This is a genomic window from Clostridium puniceum (genome assembly GCF_002006345.1).
Classification (GTDB): domain Bacteria; phylum Bacillota; class Clostridia; order Clostridiales; family Clostridiaceae; genus Clostridium; species Clostridium puniceum.
The window spans coordinates 24,100-38,719 of the sequence record NZ_LZZM01000032.1; the positions used below are offsets into that span (position 1 = coordinate 24,100).

The following is a 14,620-nucleotide window of genomic DNA, read 5'->3' on the forward strand; positions in this document are numbered from 1 at the left end:
AATCCAGTTATATATTTTCTAACTGTTTTCTTTATGTACTAAATTGCACTTCTTTATTATATAACCTCTTCAGCCAGCCGTCTATAGGAAAACAATTTCTTTTCCTATAAGGAACCAAATAATTCAATAAATCATTACAACATAGTTCTTTATAAATTATTATTCTGCATAAACTAGAAAACTCCTTTATTTAAATCACATATTAATCTATTTTTTTTGAAATTTCCCATAGTTTATCCATTTCCTCCATATTCATATTAGTTATTTCAATATTTTTTTCCTTTGCGATCTTCTCAATATATGCAAATCTTTTTATAAACTTGTCTATAGTATAATTTAAAGCTATCTCTTCATCAATCTTTAAAAACCTTGCAACATTAACACATGAGAAGAATAAATCCCCTAGTTCTTCTTTTATTTTTTCCACATTTTCTGTATTATATACATCAATTACTTCATTAAGTTCTTCTTTTACCTTATCTATAGCCAAATTTACATCTTCAAAGTCAAATCCAACTCTTTTTGCTTTTTCTTGAACCTTGTGTGCTCTTAAAAGTGCTGGTAATCCTTTTGTTATTCCCTTCATTTCTTCAGTAATGCTATTATATCCTTTTTCTTTTTTCTTAAGCTCATCCCATTTTTCCAATACTTCTTCTGATGAATTTAATTCATTATCCTTTTTGAAAACATGTGGATGTCTATTTATCATTTTGTTACATATTCCTTCTACTATATCGCTTATATCAAAATAACCTTCTTCTTTTCCGATAGATGCATGAAAAACAACTTGAAGTAGAACATCTCCAAGCTCTTCAATTAAAGAATCATCCTCTTCTTGATCTATAGCATCTATAACTTCATAACTTTCCTCTATTAATGCCTTTTTTAGAGACTGATGAGTTTGCTCCCTATCCCATGGACATCCATCCTCACTTCTTAAAGTTTCTATTATAGATAATAAATCATTAAAATCTTTTTTATTTTTCAAGTCCTTTGGAATATATATAGATGTTAAGTAATCTATATCATCCTGCATATCTAATTCAAATAATGGTATTTTTCTTATACTTTCTTGATCTTTTATTCCTGCTGCTCTTACATAATATATTTCTGTTTCATCATTATACTGCTCCAATAGCTTTAATTTAACTTCTGATGCTATTAATTGATTATAAACTTGAGTAATTATAGTTCCTATTCTCTTATCTAAAATTTGATTCTCTATATCAAAAGAGTCTATAACCTTTAATCCTTCTATTGGATCAATTTTAAGCCCTTCAATCATAGCATCAATAAAGCTTACTGCCGGTATTATTTTATACTCTACATTATTTTCTTTACATAGCTCTATTAAATTAAACACTGATTTTTCTGCAACTAACGGATGACCTGGTACTGCATAAATTAAATTTCCCAACTCTTCATGCTTTTTAATTAAATCATTCGCTATATTTAAATATACTTCATCAAAGCTCCCTATACTTTCATAAACATTATCATAAGTGCCAAACACAATATTCTTTTCTTTTAAATAATCTACAGTTGGGTGTTTTTCTGTTCTCAAAAATATATTTTTATTGCTTTCAATTTCACATATTGTTCCTATAGTCAACGCTTCCTTAGCTCCTGGCCCTAACCCTACTATTTTAATCATTAGGTGTTCTCTCCTTTTTACCTTTTTCTAATTCTACTTCTTATTTCTTCAATGTTAAACATTTTAAGTACAAATATTAGTGATATATATATTATCATACCTAAAAATATAGATATTAAGCAAGATATTCCATTGCTTATTGTATTTTTATATACAAAATTATAACTAATTAATACGAATAACATCATAATTACTGATGCATATGTTGGTTTTATTAATATTTCATATAAATTAAGTTTTATCCTCAACTTATATTTCATAGTTATTATATTCAAAATACTTACTATTGTATAGGCTCCAAAACTCGCTATAACAGCTCCATATATGTTAAACTGCTCTAATGGAACTAATATCTCTGTTAATACAATTTTAATTACACATCCCATTAGTAAATTAATAACGGGCATTATATAATTTCCTGTTCCTTGTAAAATAGCTGTTGTTGTTTGAGTAATTATTATAAAAGGAATGGTCAAAGATAAATATTTTAATATTTCTATACCCTCAAATCTTCCCGGAAATATAAATTTCATTATTGGTTCTGCTAGAAAAAAAAGTCCAAAAGTACAAGGAATTGCAATTATAGTTGCCATTTTCATAGAAATATCTATTTTCGCCCTAAGTTCTTTTTGTTTCTTTAATATAGAAACTTCAGCTATAATGGGAATTAAAGATGTGCAAATTGCCATAGAAATAGTAAGTGGAATATTAACAATAACAGAGGCTTTGCCTGTCAATTGTGCATATAATATTGTAGCTTGAGTTTTTGTAAGTCCTGCTTCTAAAAGTTTTTGTGGAACTAAAATTGAATCTATTAAATTCATAATACTGCTAACGGTTGTCCCTAAGGATATAGGAATTGCAATTTTTAATATGGTGTTTAATATTTCAGTATTAATTTTTATGTTTTTTATTTTATAACGTTTTTTTATATTCCTATATTTAGAATATAAATACGAACCTCCAAGTACTGCTCCTGCAGTAGCACCAAATGCTGCTCCCCCAGCTGAATATTCAATACCCTTTGGTAATAAAATTACAGCAAGTCCTACACCAAATATAACTCTGCCAAGCTGCTCTATTATTTGGGATATAGCTGACGGAGTCATGTTTTGTAACCCTTGAAAAAAACCCCTAAATATAGTTAGAAAAGATATTACAATAGGTGCAAACGATATTCCTATTAATGAATAATAAGCTTTAGTATCCCATTTTAAAAATACTATTATTTCTTTTGCAAAGAAGAATAATGATAATGTAGTGCCTGTACCTATTATAGCCATTAAAATAGCAGACTCCTTCATAACTTCAAAGCTTCCATATATATCATTTGTTGCATTCCTTTCTGATATCATTTTAGAAATTGCAACAGGAACTCCAGATGCCATTGCTATAAAAAACATATATAATGGGTAAGACATTTGATAATATCCTATTCCTTCATCTCCTATTAACATTATTAACGGCCATCTAAAAAATAGTCCTAAAAATCTAGTTAATATTCCTGCGGCTCCAAGAATTATACTCCCTTTTATTAGGGATTGTTTATTCATAAAATACCTCCAAACTTACAAGTTACTAATTAATTATTATTGTAAGTTTAGAGGTATTATGCCTTTTATTTTTCATCTAGTGATTAAATTATAATTATTATTGCTCCATTTGCTTTCCTAAAAATGCTGCTGCTGTTTCAACTAGCTTTGTTTCAACTTCGCCAAGTTCTACATCTTCTTTAGAAATAATAATTACAGCACCAATTTGATCACCTTCAGCTATAATTGGTGATATAACTTGACTGTTATAATTTGCTTCATCATCATCATTGTGTAATGGTATTACTGCATTATTAGATTTATTTAATAACACAGTCTTTCTTTCATCCATTATCTTTTCTAACTCACTACTTACCTTTCTTTCTATGTACTCTTTTTTTGGTGCTCCACTCACAGAAACAAATGCATCTTTATCAGCTATCAAGACTACATGACCTATAACTTGTTGCAAGCTATCACAATATTCTTTTGAAAAATTAGTTAATTCTTCAATTGGAGAATATTTTTTTAGAATCACACCACCATCTCTATCTGTAAAAATCTCCAGCGGATCTCCTTCTCTTATTCTTAAGGTTCTCCTTATTTCTTTTGGTATTACCACTCTTCCTAGATCGTCAATTCTTCTAACAATTCCTGTTGCCTTCATTGGTTATATAACCTCCTTTGAAACTCTAATAATTAGTTGCAATATTATTATTTGAATTTATAGAAATTTTATACACTTATAGGCAAATTTTATATTAAATTTATTTTTTCAGTCCAAAGTGGCTAAAAATGCATCTGGAGACAAATTTCTTATATGTAAAATATAAAACTCAAAATATATATTTAGTGCTTTAAATATATATTTTGCAAAAATAATCTATATTAAAATTAATTTTCATAAATTCGTTTCATTGAAAAATTAAAATTACCACGTATATATATTGTGATAAATGATCTAAATAATACTTAGTTAATGTATAATATGTTTTTAACTTAGTATATATATTCTAATAAATAAACTACCTACACTTGGCTAATATTCATCTAATGTACATGAGAGTTTAATGTAGTAAATTAATTAGAACTTATATACATATAAATTCTAATTGAAAATATATCTAGAATAAAGCATATGAATATAAATTTTATAAAAGAATTAATTTTGAGACTATGAATTTTGTTAATCTGAACTTATACATTACTAAAATTTTATAATTCCTTCACAAAAATAAAAGGTCATTCTGAAATAAGTATTAATTATCTCGAATAACCTTAGATTTATCATTTAATATTATAATTGATCCTCGTAAGTTTTAACTTTTAACGCTGTTTTCCATTCTTCTACTTTAGAATTAAAAGCTGTGGTTTGTTTTTGTTGTAATAATGTTTGCTTAATTTGGTCTTTAACTTGATCTAATGGAGTTACTTCTGCAGTTTTTAATCCAGTAGCTTTAATTAAATGATATCCAAATTGACTCTTTACTGGCTGAGAAACTTCGCCTTCTTTTAAATTCTTAAATCCATCCATAAATTCAGTAACTAATTGTGTTGAATTATAAGCTACAAATCCTAAGCTACCACCTTTATCTTTACTTCCTGGATCTGTTGAATTTTCCTTAGCTAGTGTTGCAAAATCAGCACCTGCATCTAATTTAGCCTTTAAATTTTTAGCTGTTTCTTCATCTGCTACTAATATATGTGATGCTGTTGCACCTGCACCTACAGCAAATTGAGTGTCTTTATTTTCATTATAATATGTTTGAACATCATCATCTGTAACTGTTATATCTTTTACCATATCTTGTTGAACTGCTTCAATTATTATTCTTTTCTTTAAAGAATCTTTAAGTTGATCTTCTGTAAGCCCTGCTTGCTTTAAAGCCTCTTCAAATTGACCTTCTTCTGGATATTGAGTCTTATATCCACTCATTGTTTCATCAATTTGCTTAGTTATCTCATCATCTGATGGTTTTAAGTTTAACTCAGTAGCTTTTTGGATAAGTATGTTTTGAGTTACTAGACTATTTAATCCTTGTGTTTTAGCTTGTTTTACTTGATCCTTTACCTTGTCATTAGTTGCATAATCATCACCAAATTGTTGCTTTAATTGTGGTGCAATTTCTTTATCAAAATCTCCTTTGGTTATTTTTTCGCTTCCAACTGTTGCAAGAACTGTCTTTTGTATCGCCTCCGGTGTTTTTTCAATCATCTTACAGCCCATAGCTGATGCTGCAATTGTTAATATAGCTGCCGCTGCAATAATTTTTTTTATTTTTTTCAAAATTTTCCCCTCGCTTATTCTAGATTTAAACATTTTATAAAATAACTGCTTTTAAAAATTATATGTAACCTTGACCCACAGTTACTTTAACATTCATACTGTAAAAAAGTCATAACATTAGTATATCAATATTACTTTTATAATTCAATTTTTTTACACTAATTTTATGTTGGCACTCTTTCTTTATAACACACGTTTGTTACAATATTATGTCATTAAGAACTTCTTTTAAAAATTCCAATTTATTTTCTTTCTTTATAGCCTTTAATTTAAAAGCAAAATAAGGATTTGTTCCAAATCTTAATGCAACACTCTTCTTGTGCTTTTCCATTAATGTTTTAAATATTTTCTTATATCCACTCTCTCCCTCTGCAAATTTAAATATTATTTCCTTAGGAGTTTCTTTTATTTCTTCTATAAAAATAGACTTTGCCTGACTCTTTATATATGCAATATCCATTAAGTTATATACAGGCTCAGGTATCTTAGAATATCTATCTTCTAATTCTTCTCTTATATCGTTGTAATCATCTAAACCTTCAATTACTGCAATCTTTTTATAAACCTCAATCTTTTGAATTTCATCTTCTATATAACGTTCTGATATAAATGCATCAACCTTTATATCTAAAGTTGTTTCTATTGGTTCCTTTTCAATTTCACCCTTAAGTAATTTAACTGTATCCTCAAGCATCCTACAGTATAAATCATACCCTATAGATGCCATATGTCCATGTTGAGATGAACCCATCATATTACCAGCGCCTCTGATTTCTAAATCTCTCATAGCTATTTTAAAACCAGAACCTAATTCAGTAAAATCTTTTAATGCCTTAAGTCTCTTTTCTGCAATCTCTGTTAAAACCTTATCTTTAGTATATAAAAGATATGCATATGCAATTCTATTAGATCTTCCTACTCTACCCCTTAATTGATACAGCTGGGAAAGTCCCATCTTATCTGAATTATAAATTATTATTGTGTTTACATTTTGAATATCCATTCCTGTTTCTATTATAGTTGTACAAACTAATACATTATATTGTTCTGACATAAAATCATACATTTCTTGCTCAAGCTGTCTTTCTGCCATTTGTCCATGAGCGATTCCAACCTTGCTTTCTGGAACTAAAGCTTGCACATACTTAGCCATTCTTTCAATGTCTTCAACTTTATTATATACAAAATAAACTTGACCACCTCTGCCTATTTCCCTTAGGATAGCATCTCTAATAAGCTGATCATTTTGCTCCACAACATATGTTTGAATAGGATATCTCTCTTCCGGTGGAGTTTCTATAACTGAAATATCCCTAACCCCACTTAATGACATATGAAGTGTTCTTGGAATTGGAGTTGCACTTAAAGTTAAAACATCAACATTTTTCTTAATATTTTTAATTTTTTCTTTTTGTTTTACTCCGAATCTTTGCTCTTCATCGACTATTAACAGTCCTAAATCTTTAAATTGTATATCCTTAGATACTAGTCTATGAGTACCTATTAAAATATCTAAATTTCCCTCTTTTGCCTTTTGCAAAATTTCTTTTTGTTGTTTTGCTGTTCTAAACCTACTAACCATATCTATTTTTATAGGAAAATCAGAAAATCTATTTTTTATATTTTTATAATGCTGTTCTGCTAAAATAGTTGTTGGTACTAATATTGCAACTTGCTTTCCATCCATAACAGCTTTGAAGGCTGCTCTTAATGCAACTTCTGTCTTTCCATATCCAACATCTCCGCATAAAAGTCTATCCATCGGTTTATCTGATTCCATATCCACTTTTATTTCATCTATTGATGTTAATTGATCTGGAGTTTCTTCAAATGGAAATTCATCTTCAAATTGCTTTTGCCATTCAGTATCTTTAGGAAATTTATGTCCTTTTACAGTACTTCTCATTGCATACAATTTTACTAAATCTTCCGCTATTTCATTGATTGATTTTCTAGCCTTTGTCTTTGCCTTTTGCCATTCAGCACTTCCGAGCTTATTAACCTTAGGAGATTTGCCTTCTGTCCCAATATATTTTTGAATTAAATCAAGCTGATCTACAGGAACATAAAGTTTATCACCTTTATCATATATAATATCTAAATAATCTCTCTTATGTCCACCAACATCAATTTGCTTAATACCTTTATATACACCAATTCCATGGTTAGCATGAACTACATAATCTCCTGGCTTTAGCTCTGCAAAGCTCTTTATCTTAGAGATTCCTTTTTTCTTTGATTTTCTATTTTTAAGCTTCCTCTTTGCTTCTCCAAAAACTTCTCTATCTGATATTACACAAACCTTATAATCGGGATATTCAAACCCTTTTAATTGATTACCAAAAGTTATTACAACTTCGCTGTATTCAATTTTATCAACATCATCTCTATAAATGCTTTCTATTCCTCTATCTCTTAAAGTTCCTACTAAACGCTCCCCCCTAGCTCTTGTTCCCGATAAGATTAAAGTCTTATATCCAGCATTTTTTTTGTTTAATATATCATCAATCAATAAATCCAATTGCCCTTGATAATTATTTAAGGTCACTTGACCTATCTCTACTGTTGACTTTGGTCTAAGCCAATCCGCCGCTTTAGTTAAAGCTTCAAAAAATATAACACTTTTAGCTTCAAACGCTTCTAAAACTTGATCTTTATCAATTAATAAATTTCCTTGCCCGGGAAATATATCTCCTCTTTGAGAAAAAGCAGTAAAGTTTTCTTGAAATTCTAAGTATGTAGATTCCAATTTACCATTACATCTTTGAACATTATCTACTATGAAAATATAGTCCTTGAAATAATCAAAAAGACTTTCTACTTCCTTTACAAAGTAAGGTAGATAACTATCAATGGTTTCGAAGGATGAAGCTTCTTCCAATGATTCTAAATTTTTATTTAATATTTTACTTAACTTCTCTACTCTCTCTTTATCTTTATCATTTGAAGCAATTTTATCAAATTCTTCTCTAAGCTTATCACTTCCAAGCTTTATAGTTTCTTCAGATATTATTATTTCTTTTGCTGGGAAAATTTCTATTTTTTTTACCTTTTCAATACTTCGTTGAGATTCTGTATTGAAGGTTCTAATTGATTCTATTTCATCACCAAAAAGTTCAACTCTATATGGATAAGTTGAACATGTTGGAAATACATCTAAAATTCCACCTCTTAATGAAAATTGACCTTTTCCTTCTACCATTTCCACTCTTTCATAACCAGACTGGATTAATTTTTTAGATAGTTCTTTAAGATTAACTTCACTGCCTTCTTTTAACTTCATACTATATTCTGCAAATAGCTTATGAGGAGTATATTTAGCTGCAAAAGAATCTATTGAAGTTACTACTATTTTCTTTTTCTTATTTAATATTTCATTTATTACCTTTAATCTTTCCCATCTTAAATCGCCTGAAATAGCATCAATACTATAGAAAACCATTTCTTTCACTGGAAAATAGTATACCTCATTGGTGTACAATATCAAATCTTCATAAAGATTTTTTGCTTCCATATCACTTTGAGTGACAATTATTATAGATTTATCAAGACTCTCAAAAATCCCATCTATAATATATCCTCTACCTGATTCTGATGAACCATATACCCCAATAGGATATTTTTTATTTTCAACACCTTTTATGATATTTTGAAATTCTGTACTATTCTCCAAGGGCTCTAATAACCCTTTTAATCTCATTCCATGCACCTTCCCTTAAATCGTTTTATTTGCTTTAAAACCATTAAATTGATTCATCGCTGTTTTAGCATCAGTTTTTATTATCTCTTTAGCTGCTTTAGTTGATGCATTTACACTCTCACTTAAAACATCTGCCTCTTCCTTGGTGAATTTACCCAAAACATATTTAACTAAATCTCCCGCTGGTTGTCCTACGCCTACCTTTATTCTAGGAAAAACTTCGCTACCAAGATGTGCTATAATACTTTTTATTCCGTTATGCCCACCTGCACTTCCCTTTTCCCTTATTCTTAAAGTTCCTATTTCTAAACTAATATCATCATATATAACTAAAATATCCTCATTATCAAGATTATAAAAGTCAACTACTTCTCTCACGCTTTCTCCGCTTAAATTCATATAAGTAGTTGGTTTTAAAAGTATAATTTTTTCCCCATCTATAAATCCTTCACCATATGTACCTTTAAATTTTTGCCTGTTTATCTCAATATTATACTCTCTGGCAATATTATCGACGACTTTAAAGCCAATATTATGTCTTGTATCTTCATATTCTCTTCCTGGATTTCCAAGACCTACTATTAAAAACATATAACTTTCCTCCTAAAGACTTTGTTTATTTCTGTGATTTTTAAATTTTGTAAGTGAAAATGTGAATGTGACTCCTACATTGGGATTATTTTTAACCCACACTTCTTCTCCTTGCTGCATGAGTATCATCCTCACTATAGGCAATCCAAGCCCAGTACTTACCTTATTCGTTCTCGCTTTATCTGACTTATAAAATCTATCCCATATATGATTTATTTCTTCTTCTTCAATTTTAGGGCCATTATTATATATTTGTACAAAAACTTTTGAGCCTCTATGATATGTATTAATGCTTATAATTCCTTTATTGCCGCAATATTTAATAGCATTATCTAATAAATTAGTTATAACTTGCATCGTTTTATCTTCATCAGCTTTCACATAACATTTTTCTTTTTGCAACCCTACTGTTAATTTTATTTGTTTTTCTCTTATCTTTTGTTCATTATTTATAACACACATTCTAATTAATTCATTAATATCTAATTTCTTCACATCAAATTTCAGCTTACCAGATTCGATAGCTGATAGATCTAGCAAATCATTGATTAGTCGTGTAAGTCTTTTTATTTCACTATAAACTCTCTCTAAATAATACCCTTCTCTATCTTTGGGAATTACCCCATCAATTATTCCTGCAATAAATCCTTTTATGGATGTAATTGGAGACCTTAATTCATGTGAAACATTAGATATAAAATCTCTTCTGTTATTTTCAACCTTCTCCAAAGATTCTGCCATTATATTAAATGAATTACCTAACTCACCAATTTCATCTCGTGAGCTTACATAAACTCTTTTATCAACTTCACCATTAGCAAATCTTTTAGCTGCATTATTTATTTCTGCTAAAGGATTAATTAATATTTTCTTAGAAACTAAAGATAATACTACTGCTGCAAAAGATGCAGCACCAAAAGCTGATATCCATACAATTAAGTATATTCTATGAAGCTGCTTATTTATTATTGATAAAGGTGCCGTCATTGCAACACACCCCTTGAATTCACCATTTTCCATTACAGGATATATATAAGTATAGCGATCGCTAATATATTCTACTGGATTTCCACTAGTTAATGTTTTTATATCCTTTTCTAAAATATTAATTTTTTCCTCTGCCTTATTAATACTTTCAATTTTAGAGTAAATATATATATATCCTGTTTTATCTAAAACACTAATCTCCGAATTTGCTCCAACACTAGACATATCTAATATTGCCTGCAATTTATCTAATTCTACCTTACTATTTTCAGTATTATATAATTTAATTGCCTTGGATATATATTCACCATCATTTTGAAATTGTGTCCTTTTTTCAGCAAAGTAATATACCCTAAACCACATAGATAATATCCATGCTAATGAAACTAAAACAATTGTTAGAATAATTATAAATGTCATTATTAATTTTTGAAGTAAACTACCATTTCTCATTTAGTTCACCTCAAATTTATATCCAACACCCCATACAGTTTCAATTTTCCATTGTTCTCCAGCACTTAGTTTTTCTCTTACTCTTTTAATATGAACATCTACAGTTCTAGAATCTCCTGGATATTCGTATCCCCAAACTTCACAAAGTAATTGTTCCCTTGTAAAAACTTTATTTTTGTTACTTGCTAAATAATATAACAATTCAAATTCTTTCGGCGGCATTTTTATTTCTTCATCATTATATATTACTTTATAAGAAGTTGAATCTATTACTAAATCACTTAGTTTTATTATTTCACTTTTAATATTTTCTGAAGAATATCTTCTGAGTACTGCTTTAACCCTGGCCAATAATTCCTTAGGTTCAAAAGGCTTTACTATATAATCATCCGCACCAAGCTCTAATGCTAAAACCTTATCAAAGGTATCTCCTTTTGCAGTAATCATTATTACTGGTGTTTCTTTTTGTTTTCTTATCCATTTTAATATATCAATTCCATCTATGTATGGTATCATTACATCAAGCAAGACTATATCTGGATTATATTCTAAATATGCTCTTTGAGCTTCATTACCATTTAATGCAATCTTTGTATTATATCCTGAACTTCTTAAGTACATATCTATTACTTCACTGATATTTTCATCATCATCTACAATTAAAACCTTTGCTGTAACCGCATCCACTGCTTTTGCCTCCTTAAATTCATTCTACATTATTACCATATAATATAGCATAAATATATTATATCTTATAGCCAATAAAAAATAGAATATATATTTGTACTATCTCTTAAATTGATAGAACAAATATACATTCTTTTTTCTTTTATTAAGGCCTTTAAAATGAAAATTGTTACTGTTCATATTCAAACAATTTACTTATTGGCTGGTCATCGTAAATTCTCTTTATTGCTTCTGCAAACAATGGTGCAACCGAAATTGATGTAATTTTAGTACTGTCTAAGTCTTCTCTTAATGGAATTGTATTTAACATTACTAATTCTTCAATTGCTGAATTATTTATTCTTTCCATTGCTGGCCCTGATAATACTCCATGAGTACAACAAGCATATACATTTTTAGCCCCTAGATCTTTAAGTGCATTTGCTGCATTGGCAATAGTTCCAGCAGTATCTATCATATCATCAATCAATATGCATCTCTTGCCTTCTATATCTCCTATGATATTCATTATTTCACAAACATTTGCTTTTGGTCTTCTTTTATCTATGATCGCTATTGGAGCATGTAAATTATCCGCAAATTTCCTCGCTCTAGTCACACTTCCTAAGTCTGGTGAAACTACAACTAAATCCTCTTGATCTATTAGCCCTTTTGATATAAAATGTTCTGCAAGTATTGGTGCTCCAAGTAAATGATCTACCGGAATATTAAAGTATCCTTGAATTTGTGCTGCATGTAAATCCATAGTTAAAACCCTGTTTGCTCCTGCTGAAGTTAATAAATCAGCAACTAGCTTTGCGGTTATTGGATCCCTAGCCTTAACCTTTCTATCCTGTCTAGCATATCCATAATAAGGTATAACTGCTGTAATTCTACCCGCTGATGCTCTCTTAAATGCATCAATCATTATTAATAGTTCCATAAGATTATTATTAACAGGTGCCGAAGTGGATTGTACTATGAACACATCATTGCCTCTAACAGTCTCATTAATATCAACAGATATCTCTCCATCACTAAAGGTTGAAACTTTAGACTTTCCTACTGGAACTCCTAATATATCAGCTACATCTTCTGCTAATTGAAAATGTGAATTTCCAGTAAATACTTTTATATTTCTTCCATGAGTTATCATAATTAAGAAGACCCCCTTAAAGTTTTTAGTTGATTTATAATAAAAATTTTATTTCTTCAATCCTTTTTTATTTACCCATCCACTAATATTTCTTTGTTTAGCCCTTGCAATTGCAAGATCACCCTCTTTTACTTCTGATGTGATAGTTGATCCTGCTGCAATATATGTATTATCTTGTATTGTAACCGGTGATACTAAATTCGTATTACAACCTATAAAGCTATGGTCTCCAATAATAGTCTTATATTTATTTTTGCCATCATAATTTACAACTACTGTTCCACATCCAAAATTACATTCTGAGCCAACCTCTGCATCACCTATATAAGTCAAGTGAGATACTTTAGTTCCATCACCAATAGTTGATTTCTTTATTTCTACAAAGTCTCCAATCCTAGCATGTTTTCCTATTGTAGTTTCAGGTCTTATATATGCAAAAGGCCCAACCGTTGTATTATCTCCAATATTACTATTTAATATAACTGAAGATTGAATATCTACTTCATCGCCAATAATACTATCTGCAATTCTTGAATTTTGATAAAGCAAGCAGTTACTTCCTATCTTTGTATTACCTTCTAAAATATTATTAGGATATATTATTGTATCCTTTCCTATTTCAACATCAATACCTATATATGTTGTTTTAGGATCAATTAATGTAATTCCATTTTCCATATGCATAAGATTTATTCTATTTTTAAGAATTTCTTCTGCTTGGGCTAATTGAACTCTAGAATTTACCCCAATAGTTTCCTCATAATCTGTTATAACAGCACCTACTATTTCATTTTTAGATTTTAAGATTTCTATAACATCTGTAAGATAGTATTCACCTTGCTCATTGTCGTTTTTCAACTTATCTAAAGCATTTACTAATAATTCAATATCAAAACAATATATTCCTGAATTCATCTCGTTAATTTTAAGTTCTTCTTCATTACAATCCTTATGTTCTACAATTTTTAACACTTCATTTTTTTCCCTTACAATTCTTCCATAACCAGTTGGGTCATCAACAATTGCAGTTAAAACAGTTGCTGCATTTTTGTTTTGAATATGATCGTTAAATAATCTTTCAATAGTGGATTGCTTTATTAAAGGAGTATCACCTGTAAAAACTGCAACTACTCCTTTCTTTCCTCTTAAGAACTCTTCTGCACACTTAACAGCATGCCCAGTACCTAATTGTTCAACTTGTAATGAATAAGATACATTCTTATCTGACGTTCTTTCTTTTACGATTTCAGCACCTTTACCTATAATTACATCTATATCATCAATTCCTGATTTTCTTATAGAATCTATAACATGTTTTAACATTTCCTTACCACATACTTTATGTAGTACCTTAGGTAAATCTGATTTTATTCTTTTACCTTGGCCTGCTGCTAAAACCAATGCACATTTATACATTATATATCACACCTCATTTATATTAATACGATTAATCAATAAGAATAGCGTATTAAATATTCATATCAAATTAATTTAATTATATTGGAAATCTATACTTATTTCAACCCAATAGCCTCTCAATATTTCCTTGTTAAAACCATTTTTTAGTTAGCTTTTTCCTTACACTGAAACAAGA

General features: G+C 29.1%; 10 protein-coding genes. All 10 read right to left on the minus strand.

Features of this window, described 5'->3' with window-relative positions:
- Positions 1-202: 202 nt before the first annotated feature.
- The 10 genes from yabN to glmU all read right to left on the minus strand — a co-directional run bounded on the left by yabN (position 203) and on the right by glmU (position 14,442).
- A complete protein-coding gene (yabN, locus tag CLPUN_RS02735; protein ID WP_077845835.1) occupies positions 203-1,654 on the minus strand; it encodes a bifunctional methyltransferase/pyrophosphohydrolase YabN in 1,452 nt (483 codons plus the stop codon).
- 17 nt (positions 1,655-1,671) lie between these two features.
- Entirely contained in the window at positions 1,672-3,207 is a 1,536-nt protein-coding gene (locus CLPUN_RS02740) for a putative polysaccharide biosynthesis protein (protein ID WP_077845836.1), read from the minus strand.
- Positions 3,208-3,304: 97 nt separating this feature from the next.
- On the minus strand, positions 3,305-3,853 hold the full coding sequence (spoVT, locus tag CLPUN_RS02745; RefSeq protein ID WP_077845837.1) for a stage V sporulation protein T: 549 nt from the start codon (positions 3,851-3,853) through the stop codon (positions 3,305-3,307).
- A 630-nt stretch (positions 3,854-4,483) separates the two neighbouring features.
- Positions 4,484-5,473 (minus strand): peptidylprolyl isomerase, encoded by a 990-nt coding sequence (locus CLPUN_RS02750; RefSeq protein WP_077845838.1) that lies wholly within the window; start codon positions 5,471-5,473, stop codon positions 4,484-4,486.
- A 199-nt stretch (positions 5,474-5,672) separates the two neighbouring features.
- Complete coding sequence (gene mfd, locus CLPUN_RS02755) at positions 5,673-9,173, minus strand: transcription-repair coupling factor (protein WP_077845839.1); 3,501 nt, start codon at positions 9,171-9,173, stop codon at positions 5,673-5,675.
- A 15-nt stretch (positions 9,174-9,188) separates the two neighbouring features.
- On the minus strand, positions 9,189-9,764 hold the full coding sequence (pth, locus tag CLPUN_RS02760; RefSeq protein WP_077845840.1) for an aminoacyl-tRNA hydrolase: 576 nt from the start codon (positions 9,762-9,764) through the stop codon (positions 9,189-9,191).
- A gap of 12 nt (positions 9,765-9,776) precedes the next feature.
- A complete protein-coding gene (locus CLPUN_RS02765) occupies positions 9,777-11,204 on the minus strand; it encodes a HAMP domain-containing sensor histidine kinase (RefSeq protein ID WP_077845841.1) in 1,428 nt (475 codons plus the stop codon).
- A complete protein-coding gene (locus CLPUN_RS02770; protein WP_077845843.1) occupies positions 11,205-11,891 on the minus strand; it encodes a response regulator transcription factor in 687 nt (228 codons plus the stop codon).
- Between the two features lie 169 nt (positions 11,892-12,060).
- A complete protein-coding gene (locus CLPUN_RS02775; protein ID WP_077845846.1) occupies positions 12,061-13,026 on the minus strand; it encodes a ribose-phosphate diphosphokinase in 966 nt (321 codons plus the stop codon).
- A gap of 48 nt (positions 13,027-13,074) precedes the next feature.
- Positions 13,075-14,442, minus strand: coding sequence for a bifunctional UDP-N-acetylglucosamine diphosphorylase/glucosamine-1-phosphate N-acetyltransferase GlmU (glmU, locus tag CLPUN_RS02780; protein WP_077845848.1), 1,368 nt, complete (start codon positions 14,440-14,442; stop codon positions 13,075-13,077).
- Positions 14,443-14,620 lie beyond the last annotated feature (178 nt).